Source organism: Achromobacter sp. 1014246743, assembly GCF_059760725.1.
This window is the reverse complement of the sequence record NZ_JCBANA010000030.1, coordinates 31,300-47,926: the sequence shown is the minus strand read 5'-3', so window position 1 is coordinate 47,926 and position 16,627 is coordinate 31,300. Positions and strand designations below refer to the sequence as shown.

Annotated in this window: 16 protein-coding genes; 7 read left to right on the top strand and 9 right to left on the bottom strand. The window is 67.2% G+C overall.

Annotated features, from left to right (window positions below; translation table 11 throughout):
* The first annotated feature begins 121 nt into the window (after window positions 1–121).
* From livH to AC6LJ2_RS14510, 4 genes are read left to right on the top strand one after another with little or no spacing between them, the layout of a single operon-like run.
* Entirely contained in the window at window positions 122–1,048 is a 927-nt protein-coding gene (livH, locus tag AC6LJ2_RS14525; protein WP_175193503.1) for a high-affinity branched-chain amino acid ABC transporter permease LivH, read from the top strand.
* A complete protein-coding gene (locus AC6LJ2_RS14520) occupies window positions 1,048–2,283 on the top strand; it encodes a high-affinity branched-chain amino acid ABC transporter permease LivM (protein ID WP_263913455.1) in 1,236 nt (411 codons plus the stop codon). Before livH ends, AC6LJ2_RS14520 begins: the two co-directional genes overlap by 1 nt.
* On the top strand, window positions 2,280–3,047 hold the full coding sequence (gene livG, locus AC6LJ2_RS14515) for a high-affinity branched-chain amino acid ABC transporter ATP-binding protein LivG (RefSeq protein WP_025140817.1): 768 nt from the start codon (window positions 2,280–2,282) through the stop codon (window positions 3,045–3,047). The genes AC6LJ2_RS14520 and livG overlap by 4 nt, the downstream gene beginning before the upstream one ends.
* The gene (locus tag AC6LJ2_RS14510) at window positions 3,047–3,748 is read left to right on the top strand and encodes an ABC transporter ATP-binding protein (protein WP_263913454.1); all 702 of its coding nucleotides are present in this window, start codon (window positions 3,047–3,049) and stop codon (window positions 3,746–3,748) included. The genes livG and AC6LJ2_RS14510 overlap by 1 nt, the downstream gene beginning before the upstream one ends.
* Before the next feature lie 569 nt (window positions 3,749–4,317).
* Here the strand turns inward: AC6LJ2_RS14510 and cuyB are convergent.
* The 3 genes from cuyB to AC6LJ2_RS14495 are packed head-to-tail and all read right to left on the bottom strand — an operon-like array spanning window position 4,318 to window position 7,574.
* Window positions 4,318–5,061, bottom strand: coding sequence for a cysteate racemase (cuyB, locus tag AC6LJ2_RS14505; RefSeq protein ID WP_498151607.1), 744 nt, complete (start codon window positions 5,059–5,061; stop codon window positions 4,318–4,320).
* Window positions 5,054–6,565: an N-acyl-D-amino-acid deacylase family protein gene (locus AC6LJ2_RS14500; RefSeq protein WP_498151606.1), complete on the bottom strand. Its 1,512-nt coding sequence runs from the start codon at window positions 6,563–6,565 to the stop codon at window positions 5,054–5,056. The genes cuyB and AC6LJ2_RS14500 overlap by 8 nt, the downstream gene beginning before the upstream one ends.
* A 31-nt stretch (window positions 6,566–6,596) precedes the next feature.
* On the bottom strand, window positions 6,597–7,574 hold the full coding sequence (locus tag AC6LJ2_RS14495; protein ID WP_263913451.1) for a Bug family tripartite tricarboxylate transporter substrate binding protein: 978 nt from the start codon (window positions 7,572–7,574) through the stop codon (window positions 6,597–6,599).
* A 166-nt stretch (window positions 7,575–7,740) separates the two neighbouring features.
* Here AC6LJ2_RS14495 and AC6LJ2_RS14490 point away from each other — a divergent pair, with 166 nt between their 5' ends.
* Entirely contained in the window at window positions 7,741–8,682 is a 942-nt protein-coding gene (locus AC6LJ2_RS14490; RefSeq protein WP_498151605.1) for a LysR family transcriptional regulator, read from the top strand.
* On the opposite strand, the gene AC6LJ2_RS14485 is transcribed toward AC6LJ2_RS14490, so the two are convergent.
* Window positions 8,683–9,297, bottom strand: a complete 615-nt coding sequence (locus AC6LJ2_RS14485) for a glutathione S-transferase family protein (protein ID WP_498151604.1) — start codon at window positions 9,295–9,297, stop codon at window positions 8,683–8,685. It lies immediately after the preceding gene.
* 104 nt (window positions 9,298–9,401) lie between these two features.
* Between AC6LJ2_RS14485 and AC6LJ2_RS14480 the strand changes: the two genes are divergently transcribed.
* Both AC6LJ2_RS14480 and AC6LJ2_RS14475 read left to right on the top strand, forming a co-directional pair.
* Window positions 9,402–10,586: a PQQ-dependent sugar dehydrogenase gene (locus AC6LJ2_RS14480; protein WP_498151603.1), complete on the top strand. Its 1,185-nt coding sequence runs from the start codon at window positions 9,402–9,404 to the stop codon at window positions 10,584–10,586.
* 5 nt (window positions 10,587–10,591) lie between these two features.
* Window positions 10,592–11,230, top strand: coding sequence for a glutathione S-transferase family protein (locus AC6LJ2_RS14475; protein ID WP_263913447.1), 639 nt, complete (start codon window positions 10,592–10,594; stop codon window positions 11,228–11,230).
* A gap of 66 nt (window positions 11,231–11,296) precedes the next feature.
* Here AC6LJ2_RS14475 and AC6LJ2_RS14470 read toward each other — a convergent pair whose 3' ends face one another.
* The 5 genes from AC6LJ2_RS14470 to rocF form a co-directional block, all read right to left on the bottom strand.
* Window positions 11,297–12,205 (bottom strand): EamA family transporter, encoded by a 909-nt coding sequence (locus AC6LJ2_RS14470; protein WP_263913446.1) that lies wholly within the window; start codon window positions 12,203–12,205, stop codon window positions 11,297–11,299.
* 58 nt (window positions 12,206–12,263) lie between these two features.
* Entirely contained in the window at window positions 12,264–12,641 is a 378-nt protein-coding gene (locus AC6LJ2_RS14465; RefSeq protein WP_498151602.1) for a DUF423 domain-containing protein, read from the bottom strand.
* 399 nt (window positions 12,642–13,040) lie between these two features.
* Window positions 13,041–14,102 (bottom strand): alcohol dehydrogenase, encoded by a 1,062-nt coding sequence (locus AC6LJ2_RS14460; RefSeq protein ID WP_498151601.1) that lies wholly within the window; start codon window positions 14,100–14,102, stop codon window positions 13,041–13,043.
* 22 nt (window positions 14,103–14,124) lie between these two features.
* A complete protein-coding gene (locus AC6LJ2_RS14455) occupies window positions 14,125–15,333 on the bottom strand; it encodes an ABC transporter substrate-binding protein (protein WP_498151600.1) in 1,209 nt (402 codons plus the stop codon).
* 322 nt (window positions 15,334–15,655) lie between these two features.
* Window positions 15,656–16,594, bottom strand: a complete 939-nt coding sequence (rocF, locus tag AC6LJ2_RS14450; protein ID WP_498151599.1) for an arginase — start codon at window positions 16,592–16,594, stop codon at window positions 15,656–15,658.
* Window positions 16,595–16,627 lie beyond the last annotated feature (33 nt).

Here is a 16,627-nt window from a genome sequence, read left to right as displayed (position 1 = left end):
CGATGCGCCAAAAGCGCTGTGCGGCCGGCAGGCGCTGACCACAGGCCCTTATAAAATACGCCCAGGTTTCCGGCTCCGGGTCTCTCTACCGGAGCCGGAACTATTTGGAGCAAGAGAAATAATGTCCGACCTCATACCCCAACTTACCCAGCAATTCTTCAATGGATTGTCTCTGGGCGCGATCTACGCGTTGATTGCCATCGGCTACACAATGGTCTACGGCATCATCGGTATGATCAACTTCGCTCACGGCGAAATCTACATGATCGGTGCCTATGTCGGCCTGGTCACCTTGACGGCCATCGGCACCGGTAGCGGCCTGCCGGTACCGTTCATCATCGCGGCCATGCTGCTCGTGGCCATCACCGTGACCGGCATCTACGGTTTCTCGGTCGAACGCGTGGCTTATCGCCCCGTGCGAGGCAGCCCCCGGCTGGTGGCGCTGATCTCGGCCATCGGCATGTCGATCTTCCTGCAGAACTGGGTGGCCCTGGGCCAGGGCGCGCGCGACATGGCGGTGCCGTCGCTGGTGTCCGGCGCCGTGCAGTTCCACATGGGTTCCGATTTCGATGTGACGGTGCCGTATTCGCGCATCATGATCATCGTGGTGACCGTGGTGCTGATGGTGGCCCTGACGCTGTTCATCAAGTATTCCCGCATGGGCCGCGCATCGCGCGCCTGCTCGCAGGACATGCACATGGCGAACCTGCTGGGCATCGACACCAACCGCGTGATCTCGTTCACGTTCGTGATGGGCGCGATCCTGGCGGCGGTGGGCGGCGTGCTGATCGCCATCACCATCGGCAAGCTCAATCCCTTCATCGGCTTCCTGGCCGGCATCAAGGCCTTCACGGCGGCGGTGCTGGGCGGCATCGGCAGCATCCCCGGCGCCATGCTGGGCGGCGTGTTGCTGGGCCTGGCCGAAACGTTCGCGGCAGCCTATATCTCGTCGCAGTACAAGGACATCGTGGCGTTTTCGCTGCTGGTCCTGATCCTGCTGTTCCGTCCCACCGGGCTGTTGGGCAAACCTGAGGTGGAAAAAGTCTGATGTCGAACAACAACCTGAAAAACGCCACGATGGCGGCGGTGCTGACCGCGGTCATCGTCACCCCCGTCTTCGGCCTGCAACTGATCCGCCAGGGCGCCCGCACGTCGATGGAATCGCACTGGTCGCTGGTGGCGCTGGCCGCCGCGGTCGTGTTCGTGTTCCAGCTGCTGCGTCCCTGGATCGCCAAGCCGTTCCAGAAATTGAAGACGGGCCTGCCGACGCTGCCGTCGGCGCCGGCCAAGAGCAACAAGCTGCTGATGTTCCTGATCCTGGCGGTGGCGGTCACCTGGCCGTTCTTCGCGGGGCGCAGTTCGGTGGACATCGCCACGCTGGTGCTGATCTACGTGATGCTGGGCCTGGGCCTGAACATCGTGGTGGGTTTTGCCGGGCTGCTGGACCTGGGCTTCGTGGGCTTTTATGCCGTGGGCGCCTATACCTACGCCTTGCTGTACCACTGGGGCGGCTGGAGCTTCTGGGAAGCGCTGCCGTTCTCGGGCGCGATGGCCGCCTTGTTCGGCTTCGTGCTGGGCTTTCCGGTGCTGCGCCTGCGCGGCGACTACCTGGCGATCGTGACGCTGGGCTTCGGCGAAATGATCCGCTTGCTGCTGATCAACCTGAACACGCTGACGGGCGGCCCGGACGGTATCTCGGGCATTCCGAAGCCGTCGGTGTTCGGCCTGGAAATGACGCGCCGCGCCAGTACGGAAGGGGGCACGACGTTCCATGATTTCTTCGGCCTGACGTTCCAGAACCAGCACATGGTGATCTATCTGTACATGATGGCGCTATTGCTGGCGCTGGTGACGCTGTTCGTCTCGACGCGCCTGATCCGCATGCCGGTCGGCCGCGCCTGGGAAGCGCTGCGCGAGGACGAGATCGCCTGCCGTTCGCTGGGGCTGAACCCGACCCGCATCAAGCTGTCCGCGTTCACGCTGGGCGCGACCTTCGCCGGTTTCGGCGGTGCGTTCTTCGCGGCCCGCCAGGGCATGGTGAACCCGGAATCCTTCACCTTCATCGAGTCGGCGCTGATCCTGGCGATCGTGGTGCTGGGTGGCATGGGGTCGCAGGTGGGCGTGATTCTCGCGGCCGTCCTGCTGACGGTGCTGCCCGAGCTGGCGCGCGAGTTCGCCGAGTACCGGATGCTGATGTTCGGCCTGGTGATGGTATTGATGATGATGTGGCGTCCGCAGGGGTTGTTGCCCATGAAGCGTCCCCACGTGGAGCTGGCTAAATGAGCGAGGCATTGCTGAAGGTATCCGGACTGACCATGCGATTCGGCGGCCTGTTGGCCGTGGACAGCGTGGCGTTCGAAGTCAAATCCGACGAGGTGTTCGCCATCATCGGCCCGAACGGGGCCGGCAAGACCACGGTGTTCAACTGCGTGGGCGGTTTCTACGCGCCGACGGCGGGCGATATCGTGATGGACGGCAAGTCCATCACGGGCCTGCCCAGCCACAAGGTGGCGCGCCACGGGCTGGTGCGCACGTTCCAGAACGTGCGGCTGTTCAAGCAGCTGACGGTGCTGGAGAACCTGCTGGTGGCGCAGCATACGCAGGTGGAGTCGCGGCTGTTGCCGGGGCTGCTCAAGCTGAAGTCCTACCGCCAGTCGGAAGCCGATGCGCTGGCGCGCGCGGCGCAGTGGCTGGATTTCATGGGGCTGCGCGAGTATGCGAACCGCGAGGCAGGCAATCTGGCCTACGGCCACCAGCGCCGGCTTGAGATCGCGCGCTGCATGATCACGAAGCCGCGCCTGTTGATGCTGGACGAGCCGGCGGCGGGGCTGAACCCGCAGGAAAAGCGCGATCTGCAGTCGCTGATCGACCAGCTGCGCCGCGAGTTCGGCGTGGCGGTGCTGCTGATCGAGCACGATATGAGCCTGATCATGGGCATTTCGGACCGCATTCTGGTGATGGAGCACGGCAAGCCGATTACGACCGGCACCCCCGAGCAGGTGCGCAACGACGAGCGCGTCATCAAGGCGTATCTGGGGGAGGAATGATGCTTAAGCTGGAAAACATACACACGTTCTACGGCGCGATCCAGGCGCTGAACGGGGTGTCGGTGGATGTGAACAAGGGCGAGATCGTGACGTTGATCGGCGCGAACGGCGCGGGCAAGACGACGTTGCTGATGACGGTCTGCGGGAATCCGCGCGCCCGTGAAGGCAAGATCACGTTCGAAGGCGAGGACATCACGAACCGGGATACCCACCACATCATGCGCAATGGCATCGCCATTTCGCCGGAAGGGCGGCGGGTGTTCAAGGACCTGACGGTGGCCGAGAACCTGATGATGGGCGGCTTTTTCCTGAAGCGGGACGAGATCCAGGCGGGCATCGAGCACGTGTATGGGCTGTTTCCGCGGCTGAAGGAACGCGCGGCGCAGCGGGCGGGGCTGATGTCGGGGGGCGAGCAGCAGATGCTGGCGATCGGGCGGGCGTTGATGACGCGGCCTCGGTTGTTGCTGCTGGACGAGCCGACGCTGGGGTTGGCGCCGCTGGTGATTGCGCAGATTTTCGACATCATTCGTGAGATCCGGGAGCAGGGCGTGACGGTGTTCCTGGTTGAGCAGAATGCGAACAAGGCGCTGCAGGTGGCGGATCGTGGATACGTGTTGGAGAACGGGCGGGTGGTGCTTCAGGATACTGGGGCGAACTTGCTGGTGAACGATCAGGTTCGGAAGGCTTATCTGGGCGGCTGATTTTTTTGCTTTTGGTTTATTCCCCGCGAAGGGAAATTGGGCGTATCTCGTGAGAGTGCGCCTTTTTTTTGCTTGTTTGGTGTGTTGCGTTCGGATCTTCGTAGGTCGCCCTGGGTGGCCGGCGTACCCCGATCGCGCGCCAACGATTGCGGTCCGGAGCCTTCGCTCCGGACTGGCCTCGGCGGCCCCCCCCTGCGTCATCCTCGTCCAGGCCTTCGGCCTTCCCTACGGATTCCCTTGGGCGCATCGACGGCGCGCGATCGGGGTACGCCGGCCACCCAGGGCTGCGGGTTTCGAGGTTTGTCGCGCTGCTGGACCGAGGGGCGCGCGGGGGATTTGCGTTGCCCGCCGGGACTGGCCGCGCGGGCGGCCAGCTCCCGGCATACGTTTCGTCGGGCGTCGTGGCGCTGGTCGCTGCGCGATTGCATGTGGTGGGTGTGGCGGGGAAGAGCAGAGTTTGGGGGGGGTTGTTGCGGCGCCTTCGGGGGGGGGGGGGGCGGTGGCCTGCGGCCGGCTGGGAAGGTCGGTGGCTTACGCGGCCTGCGGGCGTGGGCCGCAGGCCGTTTGCGTCAGGCCGCGATGCGTTGCTCGGGCTGGTCGGCGAGGTAGTGCGCGATGGCGGCGCGAGCGAGGGCGTCGATCGAGTCGGTCAGCGTGATGCCCAGGGTGGGGCGTAGCGCGTGGGGCACGGCCAGGGGGAGTTCGGTGCAGCCCAGGACGACGGCGTCGGCGCCGCGGGCCTTCAGGCGGGCGATGCCGTCGGCGGCGGGGGCGTAGGCGGCTTCCAGGCGGTTGCCTTTGACGGCGCGGATCGAGGCCATGCAGAAGCGTTCGACTTCGTCGTCGTCGGGGACGAGGCACTCGTAGCCTTCGGCTTCGAGGTGGCGCTGGTACAGGCCGAGCTTGAGCGTGGCGGCGGTGCCCATGAGGCCGATGCGGCCTGTGGGCAGGCCGAGGCGGCGCAGGTCGTCGATGACGGCGCGGATGATGTGCAGGACCGGGCGCTGGGTGGACGCGGCGATGTCGTCGTACCAGAGGTGGGCGGTGTTGCAGGGGATGGCGATGAGCTGGGCGCCGGCGCGTTCGAGGAAGCGTACGCCTTCGACCATGTAGGGCAGGGGATTTTCGCCGCCGGCCATGTAGGCGCTGGAACGATCGGGGATGCGGGGATCGTTGCGCAGCAGGGTGGGGATGTGTTGCTGGTCCGCGTCGGCGGGGGTGAGCGCCGCGAGGCGGAGCGCGAAGGCGGCGCCGGCCATGGGGCCCATGCCGCCCAGAACACCCAGGTAACAGCCCTGGGAATAGCTATTCACTTTGTTGACTCCAAGGTATTGCATTCCCGGGCGACAGAACCTGGCCCGGGCGTTCGGTGCCGGTTCGTTCCCCGTCCCACACGGGTTTGCCGTTGACCCACACGTGGTGGATGCCGCGGCTTGCCTGAATGGGAGCTGAAAAAGTGGCCGTGTCTGTGACGTTGGCGGGATCGAACAGCACCAGGTCAGCATGATACCCCTCGCGCAGCAGGCCGCGCCCGGCCAGGCCGTATTGGGTGGCGGCGAGACCGGTCATTTTGTGGATGGCGGCTTCGAGGGAGAGCAGGCGTTGTTCGCGCACCAGGGTGCGCAGCACGTTGGTGAAGGTGCCCCATTGGCGCGGGTGGGGATGGGGGTCGAAGGGCAGGCCGTCGGAGCCGACCATGGTGAGCGGGTGGCTGAAGATGCGGTTGACGTCGGCGGGGTCCATCAGGAAGTAGATGGCGCCGGCGGGGGCCAGGCGGGCGAGGGCGGCTTCGTCGTCCAGGCCGAGTTCTTCCATGACGTCGCTGAAGTCGCGGCCGGTGGCGGCGGGGTAGCCTTTGGACCAGGTGATCAGGGTGCGGCTGGCCAGGCGGGCGCGGTCCAGGCGCAGCATGGTGGAGGTGGCCGGGTAGGGGTGGCAGTCCAGGCAGACGGGCTGGGCGGCGGCGGCGCGGCTGATGAGGTCCAGGGTTTCGCGGCTGCGGCCGTGGTTGCGTTCGCCGGCGAGCTTGTGGTGCGAGAAGACGACGCGGCAGTCGAGTTCGCGGCCGATGAGCAAAGCCTCTTCCATGGCCGGGACGATGTGGTCGGCTTCGTCGCGCAGGTGGGTGGCGTATAGGGCGCCGGCGCGGCCGCGCAGGGGTTGGCAGACGTCGATGATTTCGTCGGTGGGCGCGGCGCTGGCGGGCGGGTAGAAGGTGCCGGTGGACACGCCGAAGGCGCCGGCGTCCAGGGCCTCTTGCAAGAGGGCGCGCATGGCCTGGCGTTCGGCGTCGTTGGCGGGGCGCGAGGTGTCGTCCATGACGGCGACACGCAGGGTGGTGTGGCCGACGAGCGGGATGACGTTGACGGCGGCGGGGGTGTCGGCCAGGGCGTCGATCCAGGCGCGGAAGGTGGGGTAGTGGAACAGCTCGGTGGGGCCGAGCAGGTCCAGGGGCTGGGGAATGTCCTGGCGCGACAGGGGCGCGAGGCTGATGCCGCAGTTGCCGGTGACGACGGTGGTGATGCCTTGGGAGACCTTGGGCAGCATGTCGGGATGCGCCAGCAGGTAGCCGTCGTCGTGGGTGTGCGAGTCGATGAAGCCGGGCGCGAGCGCCAGGCCGGCGGCAGCGATGACGGGCACGCCGGGCGGGTGGTCGAAGGCGCCCACGGCCGCGATGCGGCCGTCCCGCACGGCCAGGTCGCCCTGGCGGGCGGGGCCGCCCGTGCCGTCGATCAGCGTGGCGCCCGCCACGATGAAGTCGGCCTGCAAGGCGTTGCGGTCCTTGCGGGAGGAAGCGGCGGGGGCGCGATCGGTCATGGAGCGGTCGGTCATGGGCGGTGGGACGGGGTCAGTCCAGTTTTTCGATGCCGGCGGATTCGATGATCTGCTTCCACTTGGCGGTTTCGCGGTCGATCAGCTGCTTGAATTCGTCGGGCGAACCGGTGGCGGGCACGGCGCCCAGGGTTTCGAGGCCGGTGCGCACTTCGGGGGCCTGCAGGGCTTTCTGGATGTCGGCGTTGAGCTTGGCGACGACGTCGGGCGGGGTGCCCTTGGGGGCGACGACGCCGCCCCAGGCCACGGTTTCATAGCCCTTCAGGCCGGCTTCGTCCAGGGTGGGCACGTCGGGCATGAGCGCCAGGCGTTTCAGGCTGCTTACGCCGATGGCGCGGACCTTGCCGCTCTTGACGAGCGGCGCGGCTTCGGAGGTGTTGACGAACAGGTAGTCCAGGCGGCCGCCGAGCAGGTCCTGGATGGCGGCGGGGCCGCCGTTGTAGGGGATGAACATGACGTCGACTTTCGCCATGCTCTTGAAGAGTTCGCCGCCCATGTGGCCGGTGGTGCCGACGCCGGAGGCGCCGTAGGACAGGCGGCCGGGTTCCTTGCGGGCGCGGTCGATCAGGTCCTGCACGCTCTTGACGGGCGAGTCGGCGGGGACGATCAGGGCGTTGTACAGGTCGAACATGTGGGCGACGGGGGCCAGGTCCTGGTCGACGTCGTAGGGCAGGCGCTTGAAGAGCGAGCGGTTGACCGCCAGCGTGTTGATGTTGCCGTAGCCGACGGTGTAGCCGTCGGCGGCGGCGCGCTTGACCAGGGCGATGCCGATGTTGCCGGCGGCGCCGGGGCGGTTTTCGACGACCAGGGTGGCGCCGGTGTTCTTGGACAGCTGGGTGGTGATCAGGCGCGACAGCACGTCGGGCGAGCCGCCGGCGGCGGACGGCACGATGAAGGTGATGGGCTTGTCGGGATAGGCGCCGGCGAGCGCGCTGCCGGCAAAGGTGGCGGTCAGTGCCAGGGCGGCGAGGCTGCGGAAAACAGAGCGTTGCATGGTGGATTCCCCTTGTTTTGTTGTGTGGAGGCGGGCAGATTAGCACCGGCTTTGCCGCAGTGCGTCATCGAAAAATGTCGAAAACCTATAATCCGCCGTTATCGATGCTTGTGATGTCCAGGGCCCGTCCGAGGCCCTTTAGCTTGAACAGGTCCAAGGGGAAAAAATGGATGCCGACGCCTTTGTCGACGAGGTCGGGCCCAGTGCCGGCCGGCCGTTGAACCTGCGCCAGATCGAAGTGTTTCGCGCCATCATGATGGCCGGCTCGATCAGCGGCGCGGGTCGCATGCTGCATGTGTCGCAGCCGGCCGTGAGCCGGGTGCTGGCGTTGACCGAAAGCCGGCTGGGCTATCGGCTGTTCGAACGCGTGAAAAGTCGCTTGTCGCCCACCGCCGAGGCGCGGCGGCTGTATGCCGAGGTCGAGCAGGTGTATGGCGGCATCGAGCGGGTGAACGACCTGGCGGCCAGCCTGGGGCAGTCGGGGGCGGGCATGCTGAAGGTGGTGGCCAGCGCCAGCTACGGGCAGCGCCTGGTGCCGCTGGCGCTGGGGCGCTTTCGCGACCGCAATGCGGATGCGCGGGTGGACTACCGCAGCGTCACGTTCGATGAACTGGCGGCGTATTTCCTGTCGGGCCAGGCGGATATCGGCATTTCGATGCAGCCGCCCGACCATCCCAACCTGACGTCGGTGAAGCTGGCCACCGTGCCGGTGATCTGCGCGCTGCCCAAGGGGCATCCGCTGGCGGATCACGCGGTGGTGCATCCCGAAGACTTCGTGTCGGCGGCCTGGATCGGCTATCCGCGCGATACGCCGCTGGGGCGCGCGTTGCAGTCGTTCTTCGGCGCCGGTCCGGCGTGCGCGGCGGCGGTGGAGGTGCATTCGCCGGTCACGGCGTGTTCATTCGTGCAGCAGGGGCTGGGGCCGGCGCTGGTGGATGCCTGGTGCGTGTCGCAGGACCAGACCGAGCACATGGTGCTGCGGCCGATTGCGCCGGCCGCCAGCGTCGAGGTGTGGGCGACGCACTCGAACCTGAGCGCGCCGCCCTTGCTGGCGCGGCGTTTCCTGGCTGCCGTGAAGAAGGTGCTGGAAACCGCCGCGCCGGTGTGATTACTCCAGGCCTTCGGCCTTGAGCGCGGCCTTGACGCCGCTGTTTTCCTGCATGCGCGCAAAGAACGCGGCCAGGTGGTCTTGCCCCGACAGGTCGACCTGCTTGGCGTGGGCCCAGCGCAGCACGACGTACAGGTAGGCGTCGGCCACCGACGGTTCGGCGCCGGCCAGGTAGGGCTTGTTGCCGAGCTGGGCGTCGAGCAGGGCGAACAGGCGGGTCAGCTGCTTGGACGCCGAGGCGGCCAGCTCGCGCTGGGGGCCTTCGTCGTTCAGGTAGCGCTGGGCGCCGAAGATCATCGAGAATGTCTTGTGGATGTCCGAGTTGATGAAGCCCAGCCAGCGGCGCACGTCGGCGCGCGAACGGGCAGAGCCGTCGCCCAGCAGCTTGCTTTGCGGGGCCTGTTCGGCCAGGTATTCGAGAATGGCGATGTTCTGGGTCAGGGCGAAGTCGCCATCGACCAGCGCGGGCACGGCGCCCAGCGGGTTGACCTTCAGGAACTCGGGGCCCTTCAATTCGTCGCGGCTGAGCTTGTGGGTGTCGTAGGGCTTGCCGATCCATTCCAGGACGATGTGGGACGCGAGCGAGCACGCGCCGGGCATGTAGTACAGTTTCATGTAAGGTTGACTCCTTGGAGAAAGAGCGGAAGCCGCCGCTCTTTGCGCCTATGGTACGCCACCGCCGCGTACCGTCGCACCCCACACAGCCGCCGGAGACGTCCATGCCGCAACGCCTGTCCGCGACTCGTCGCGCCTTGTCTGTTCTTGTCTTTACGTCTGCCTTGGCCGGTTCCGCGTGGTGCGCGGGCAGTGCCTGGGCCACCCCCGCCAAAAGTCCCGATCAACCGCCCGCCGTGGCCGCGCAGGTCACTGTCGTGGTGGGCGGCTTGTCCAATCCCTGGTCGATGGCTTTTCTGCCCGAAGGCGGGATGCTGATCACCGAACGCGCCGGCAGCCTGCGGCTGCTGCGCACGCCGGGCGGCCTGTCCAAGCCCTTGACGGGGGTGCCCAAGGTGGCCGCGCAAGGCCAGGGAGGGCTGCTGGATGTGGCGTTGTCGCCGGATTTCGCGCAGGACCGCTATGTGTACCTGTCATATGCCGAGTCCGACGGCAAGCGCAGCGGCACCGCGGTGGGCCGCGGCAAGCTGGCGGCCGATGGCAGCGGGCTGGAAGATTTCAAGGTGCTGTTCCGGCAAGCCCCCAAGCTGTCCGAGGGCCTGCATTTCGGTTCGCGCCTGGTGTTCGACGGCAAGGGCTATCTGTTCATCTCGCTGGGCGAGAACAACCAGCGCCCGACCGCGCAAGACCTGGACAAGCTGCAAGGCAAGGTGGTGCGGCTGAAGGTGGATGGCTCGGTGCCGACCGACAACCCCTTCGTGGGCCAGGCCGGCGCGCGGCCCGAGATCTGGTCGTACGGCCATCGCAACCCGCAGGGCATGGCGCTCAACCCCTGGACCGGCGCGCTGTGGGAAAACGAACACGGGCCGCGCGGCGGCGATGAAATCAACCTGGTGCAGCCGGGCAAGAACTACGGCTGGCCGCTGGCGACCTACGGCATCAACTATTCGGGCCAGCCCATCCCCGAGGCCAAGGGCGATACGCTGCCGGGCATGGAGCCGCCGCTGTACTGGTGGGCCAAGTCGCCGGCGATCAGCGGCATGGCGTTCTACAACGCCGACCGCTTTCCGGCCTGGCGCCATTCGCTGTTCATCGGCGCGCTGGCGAACCAGAACCTGATCCGCCTGACGCTGGATGGCGACAAGGTGGTGGCCGAAGAACAGTTGCTGGTCGACCGCAAGGCCCGTATCCGCGATGTGCGGCAAGGGCCGGACGGCTATGTGTACGTACTGACGGATGCGTCGCCGGGTCAGCTGCTGCGGCTGGCCCCGGCGCCTACGGGAGGATGATGGCCATGAAGACCTATGAGTTGATCGGTTCGCTGGGCTGCGGTTCGGCGGTCGTCGAGGCGGCGCTGGCGCTGGCCAACGTGCCCCACACGCTGACGGACGTGCCCTACCTGAAGCCGGGGGCCGAGCGCGACCGGCTGCTGCACCTGAATCCGCTGGGCCAGGTGCCGACGCTGATCACGCCCGACGGCGAGGTGATGACGGAAAGCGCGGCGATGGTGCTGCACCTGCATGACGTGGCGCCGCAGGCGGGCCTGGCACCGGCGGCCGACCAGCCCGAACGCGCGCATTTCCTGAATCTGCTGTTGCGGCTGGTGGCAGCGGTCTATCCGACGTTCACGTTCGGCGACGACCCGTCGCAATGGACCACGCCGGGGGCGCCGGCCGATCTGTTGCGCGAGCGCATCCATACGCGGCGGGCGGAACTCTGGCTGGAACTGGAGCGCCAGGCCGGCACGCCGCACATGCTGGGCCGCCGCTTTTCGGCGCTGGACCTGTATGTCGCGGTGATGACGCATTGGCGACCGGGCCTGGCCTGGTTCGAGGCGAACTGCCCGGCGCTGACGGCGGTGGCGCGTCAGGCCGCGCGGGAACCCAATGTGGCGCGGGTGCTCAAGCGCAACTTCCCGCCGTTGACGGAGTAGCCCTCTTGCGATCGGCAGCGGCGGTTCAGGTCGCTGCCGGTCATCCTTGATGACGATGTCGTTGCGCTACGCCTTGTTGCGTTGCTTGCGCGAGCCATGCGCTTCGCGCAGCGCGATGTACACGCCGCTGCCGGCGATGAACAGCGCGCCCAGGTAGGCATAGGCGTCCGGCGCTTCGCGCCAGAAGATCCAGCCGAGCAAGGTGGCCCAGATCAATCCGGTGTAGTCGAACGGGGCCACGACGGAGGCGGGCGCGATGCGAAAGCCCTGGGTGATGAGGGCCAGTCCCAAGGTGCTGAAGAGCGCCACGGCGGCGAAGTACGGCAGGTCGGCCAGGGCCGGCGTGTGCCAGACCCAGGGCAACGCGACGGCGCTGCACACCAATTGCCCTGCGACGATGTAGAAGGTGGTGGTGAGCATGCCTTCGCCGCGGCTGATGCCGCGCGCGGTGATCATCATGACGGCGTAGAGCAGCGCGGTGGTCAGCGGCAGCAGGGTGGCAGCCTGGAAGGCGTCGGTGCCGGGGCGCACGATGATGAGCACGCCGGCAAAGCCGGCCAGCACGGCCAGCCAGCGCTTGCCGTCGACGCGCTCTTTCAGGATCAGCACGGACAGGGCGGTGACGAACAGGGGCGCGGCAAAGGCGATGGCGGTGGCCTCGGCCAGCGGCAGGGCGCGCAATCCCAGGTAGAAGCAACAGGCCGAGATGACGTTGATGGCGCCGCGGGTCAGGTGCAGGCCGGGGTGCGCGGTGCGCAGCACGCGGCGACCGCCCAGGCTGATGGCGAGCGCGGTGACGAAGGGCAGGGCGATGAGGGCGCGCAGGAACAGGATCTGCAGCGGGTTGTAGTTCGTGCCGAGCCATTTGGCGTTGGCGTCGCTGAGGGTGAGGAAGAAGATGCCGCCGATGACGCAGGCGATGCCGGCGGCGGCGGAATGATTGCGGGTGGCGGGAAAGACGGTGGCGGAAGACATCGGGGTTCAGCGGGGGCGGCGGTGTTGCAACCGCCTGGGGTGATGCGGGGCAGGTGAATCAGGGTTGGGCGCGGTAGGCGGCCAGGGCGACCATGGCCCAGGCGGCAAGGAAGGCGGCGCCGCCCAGGGGGGTGATGGCGCCGAGCCAGTGCGTGCCGGTGAGGGTCAAGGTGTAGAGGCTACCTGAAAACAGGACGATGCCGATGAACATGACGATGCCGGCGGCGGACAGCAGGGGGGAACCGTAGCGGGCGCCGAGCAGGGCGATGATGAAGAGGCCGAGGCCGTGGATGAGGTGATACAGGACGCCGGTTTGCCAGACGGAGAGCAGCTCGGGGGTGACCAGGCGCTTCAGGCCATGGGCGCCGAATGCGCCGGCACCTACCGCTACCAGCAGGTTCAGGGCCGCTAGGATGGTTAGCTGGCGGTCGGTCATGCTTTTTCCTTTTTCTGGGGAGCTGGGCTTTGGGTTCCTATGATAGGCGGAAATGTTGTTTGGTTCTTTTTTTGGGGCTTGCGTTGGGGTGTGCTTCGTAGGTCGTCCGTCGGGCGGCGAGTGTCTGGGTGCGTGGTGCTGCTAGACCGAGTGGGGTGGGCGAGGGGTGCGGGGCCCGCTTCGTGCCGGCCGCGCGGGCGGCCTTACGAAGCTTACGCATTGTGGGGCGTCGGGGCGGTGTGCGCTGCGCGCGGGTGGGGAGTGAGTGGGAGGGGTGTGCTTCTTGGTGCGCTTGATGCTGTGCTCGATTGGCGGCTGGCGTGCGTCTTGTGGACTTCTCTTTGGCAGGGGAGCTGATTGGTGAAGGTGCCGCGGCGAATTTGCCGCGGCGGTTGGGGGTCAGTCCACGGTCAGGACGGCGCGGCCTACGACCTTGCCGGCGCGTAGCGAGGCCAGGACGGTGTCGGCGTCTTTCAGGGGGTGGCGGTGCACGGGCATGGGGGGGACTTTGCCGGTGCGGACCAGGGTCATCAGTTCGCGTAGTTCGGCGAGGTTGCCGACGTAGCTGCCGATGATGGAGAGGGCCTTCATGGGGATGAGGGCGATGGGCCAGGACGAGGCGCCGCCGAAGAGGCCGACGATGATGAGTTTGCCCCCCTTGGTGAGGAAGTCGAAGGCGAGGGAGGTGGTGGCGGGGGCGCCGACGAGGTCGATGGCGGCTTGCAGGGGTTTGCCGCCGGCGGCCTTGAGGATTTGCTGGGCGGCGTCGGGGGCGGCGCCGTCGATGGCGGCTAGGGCGCCGGCTTCGAGGGCGGCCTGGCGTTTGGCGGGGTCGATGTCGACGATGATGCCGCCTTTGCCGCCCAGGGCCTTGATGAGGGTGAGGCTCATGAGGCCCAGGCCGCCGGCGCCGAAGATGACGACGGGGTGCTCGCGGTAGACGGCTTCGCCGATTTTCTTCAGGGCGGAGTAGGTGGTGAGGCCGGAGCAGGCGTAGGGGGCGATCTGGGCGGGGTCGAGGTCGCCGATGTCGATGAGGTAGCGCGGGTGCGGCACCAGGATGTGGTCGGCGTAGCCGCCGGCGCGGTGTACGCCCAGGCAGGCGGGGGCGGTGCAGTGGTTTTCCTGGCCCGAGAGGCAGGTGGGGCAGGTGCCGCAGCCGATCCAGGGGTAGACGAGGTAGTTGCCGCCGGGGGCGGCGCCCTGGGCGTCGGGGCCGGCGGCGACGATGCTGCCGACGGTTTCGTGGCCCATGGTCAGGGGCAGGGAGACGCCGCGGTCTTTCAGTGACAGGGTGCGGCCCTGGCCGAGGTCGTAGCCGCCTTCCCACAAGTGGATGTCGCTATGGCAGACGCCGGCGGCGCGGACCTTGAGCAGTACCTGCGTGCCTTGGGGCACGGGGGTGGGCGGATCCATTTCCTGCAGGGGCTCGCGGAAGTTGACGACGCAATAGCACTTCATGATGTCTCCTCGTGGGATGGGCTTATTTCTTGACCAGGGGGCATTCGCTGTCGGCCAGCGACACGAACACCCTGTCGCCGGGCACCGTGGACAGGATGCGGTAGAAGTCGCCGGGGTATTTGGAGTCGGCCGGCTTTTTCACTTCGACCAGATACAGGTCCATGATGACGCGTCCGTCTTCGGGGCGGATGTGGGCATTCTTGATCAGTTTGGTGGTGATGGGCAACTCGCGCATCTTCTGGTTGACGATTGCGCCGTCGAAGGTGCCTGCGGCCTGGGCGGCCTGCAGGTAGTGGGTGGTGGCGACGTAGCTCAGGGCCTGCACGATGGACGGCGGGCGGGTCACGCCCATTTTCTTCTGCCAGCGGCGGGTCCATTCGCGGGTGTCGTCGTCGGCGTCCCAGTAAAAGCCGGTGGGAAAGGTCAGGCCCTGGGCGACGGGCAGGCCCATGGCTTGCACGTCGTTGATGAAGGTCAGGAAGGTCAGGAGGCGCTGCTTGCCGCCGGTCAGGCCGAATTCCTGGGCTTGCTTGATGAGGTTGACCAGATCGCCGCCCGCGCTGGCCAGGCCGACGACGTCGGCCTTGGAGGATTGCGCCTGCACCAGGAACGAGGCGAAGTCCATGGCGCCCAGGGGATGGCGGGTACTGCCGACGACCTTGCCGCCGGCGGCCTCGACGAAGCGGCTGGCGTTGGCTTCGAGGGATTTGCCGAAGACGTAGTCGGTGGTGATGAAGTACCAGGACTTGCCGCCGTTTTCGACGACGCTTTTGACCACCGCATTGGCCAGGGCGTAGGTGTCGGGCGCCCACTGGGTGCTGAGGAGGCTGCACTGTTTGCCGCTGAAGTCGCCCGCGAAGCCGCCGCTGATGAGGGCGGTGCCGCCTTTTTCGCGCGCCACGCCTTGCGCGGCCAGGCCCGCCGAGCTGGCGCCGCCATCCACTACCGCGACCAGGCCCTGGGTGTCGAACCAGCGCCGCACCAGGGCCGAGGCGACGTCGGCCTTGTTCTGGTTGTCGGCGCCGATGACTTCGACGGTTTTGGCGGCGGCCTTGCCGCCGAAGTCTTCGACGGCCATGCGCACGGCCATTTCCGAGCCCAGGCCGCCCAGGTCGGAATAGATGCCGGACCGGTCGTTGGAGACGCCCAGCCGGACGACATCGCTTTGGGCCTGAACGGCGCAGGTGGCGAGCAGGGCGGCCGCGGCCGTCCACAAGGAGTTGATGCGCATCTGTCTGTCTCCAGGGTCCGCCGTGCGGACCGGCGTTTGCATTGTTGGAATGGACGCGAATACGAAGGCGAGGGCGGCCGGTGCTCCAACCGGCTGAATTTGTTTTCTTGTTAAGGAATAAAAATTCCTGTGCAAGAAGTTAAGTTTTCATATGTGAAAGGTCAATGGGTGGATTGCCTAGGTGGGGGCGTGCGCGGGCCGCTTGCCGGGCGCGAACACGGCAGGCCAAAGAAAGGAAGGCGGATGCGGCGGGCGGAAGACGTGCGCGACGGCAGTCTTCAAAGGCTGGCGGCCCGCGCCGCCCGCCCTTGAGAACGGAGGATCAGCTGCCGCGTCGCACCAGCGTCGACTTGCCGAACAGGCTTTCGATCAGGTCCACGGCCAGGTCGGCCGTCTTGTTGCGCACGTCGAAGGCGGGGTTCAGTTCCACCACGTCCAGCGAACGCATGAGGCCGGTGTCGGCGATCATTTCCATGCACAGCTGGGCTTCGCGATAGGTGGGGCCGCCCATGACGGTGGTGCCGACGCCGGGGGCGATCTCGGGGTCGAGGAAGTCGACGTCGAAGCTCACGTGCAGGTGGGTGTCGTCGTCCAGCCCGGCCAGCGCAGCCTGCATGGTGGCGCGCATGCCCATCTCGTCCAGGTAGCGCATGTCGAACACTTCCAGGCCGGCCTGGTGCACCAGGCGCTTTTCGCCATCGTCGACGCTGCGGATGCCGATCTGGCGCACCCACGACGGATCGATGTCGGGCGTCTGGCCGGACATGCCGGTGATTTCCGCGGGACCGTGGCCGCACAGGCAGGCGACCGGCATGCCGTGGATGTTGCCGGTGGGCGTCAGCGTGTTGGTGTTGAAGTCGGTGTGGGCGTCCAGCCACAGCACGCGCAGCTTCTTGCCGGCGGCGCGGCAATGGCGCGCCACGGCGCTGATCGAGCCGATGCCCAGGCAATGATCGCCGCCCAGCAGGATGGGCAGGTGGCCCTGGGCCAGCGCGTCGTACACGGCGTCGTGCACGGCCTGGTTCCAGGCGGTGACCTCGGCCAGGTGGCGGTAGCCGTCCACGGGCGGCTGCCATGGGTTGGCCGGACCGTACAGGTTGCCCTGGTCGGTGACGGCAAAGCCCTGGGCTTCGATGACCGGCCCGATGCCGGCCACGCGCAGCGCTTCGGGGCCCATCGACGCGCCGCGCGCGCCCGCGCCGATGTCGGTGGGGGCGCCGATGAGGGTGACGTGGGGGGGCAGGGAGGGGGTGTTTGGCAAGGTCTGGCTCCGTGAAGCTGGGGTCAGGGGCGC

What these genes read in the sequence shown, in the direction of transcription:
- livH (WP_175193503.1), top strand. Translation starts at nt 122, where the DNA reads ATGTCCGACCTCATACCCCAACTTACCCAGCAATTCTTCAATGGATTG.
- AC6LJ2_RS14520 (WP_263913455.1), top strand. Translation starts at nt 1,048, where the DNA reads ATGTCGAACAACAACCTGAAAAACGCCACGATGGCGGCGGTGCTGACC.
- livG (WP_025140817.1), top strand. Translation starts at nt 2,280, where the DNA reads ATGAGCGAGGCATTGCTGAAGGTATCCGGACTGACCATGCGATTCGGC.
- AC6LJ2_RS14510 (WP_263913454.1), top strand. Translation starts at nt 3,047, where the DNA reads ATGCTTAAGCTGGAAAACATACACACGTTCTACGGCGCGATCCAGGCG.
- AC6LJ2_RS14500 (WP_498151606.1), bottom strand. Translation starts at nt 6,565, where the DNA reads ATGACCGATCGCGCCCCCGCCGCTTCCTCCCGCAAGGACCGCAACGCC.
- AC6LJ2_RS14495 (WP_263913451.1), bottom strand. Translation starts at nt 7,574, where the DNA reads ATGCAACGCTCTGTTTTCCGCAGCCTCGCCGCCCTGGCACTGACCGCC.
- AC6LJ2_RS14490 (WP_498151605.1), top strand. Translation starts at nt 7,741, where the DNA reads ATGGATGCCGACGCCTTTGTCGACGAGGTCGGGCCCAGTGCCGGCCGG.
- AC6LJ2_RS14485 (WP_498151604.1), bottom strand. Translation starts at nt 9,297, where the DNA reads ATGAAACTGTACTACATGCCCGGCGCGTGCTCGCTCGCGTCCCACATC.
- AC6LJ2_RS14480 (WP_498151603.1), top strand. Translation starts at nt 9,402, where the DNA reads ATGCCGCAACGCCTGTCCGCGACTCGTCGCGCCTTGTCTGTTCTTGTC.
- AC6LJ2_RS14475 (WP_263913447.1), top strand. Translation starts at nt 10,592, where the DNA reads ATGAAGACCTATGAGTTGATCGGTTCGCTGGGCTGCGGTTCGGCGGTC.
- AC6LJ2_RS14470 (WP_263913446.1), bottom strand. Translation starts at nt 12,205, where the DNA reads ATGTCTTCCGCCACCGTCTTTCCCGCCACCCGCAATCATTCCGCCGCC.
- AC6LJ2_RS14465 (WP_498151602.1), bottom strand. Translation starts at nt 12,641, where the DNA reads ATGACCGACCGCCAGCTAACCATCCTAGCGGCCCTGAACCTGCTGGTA.
- AC6LJ2_RS14460 (WP_498151601.1), bottom strand. Translation starts at nt 14,102, where the DNA reads ATGAAGTGCTATTGCGTCGTCAACTTCCGCGAGCCCCTGCAGGAAATG.
- AC6LJ2_RS14455 (WP_498151600.1), bottom strand. Translation starts at nt 15,333, where the DNA reads ATGCGCATCAACTCCTTGTGGACGGCCGCGGCCGCCCTGCTCGCCACC.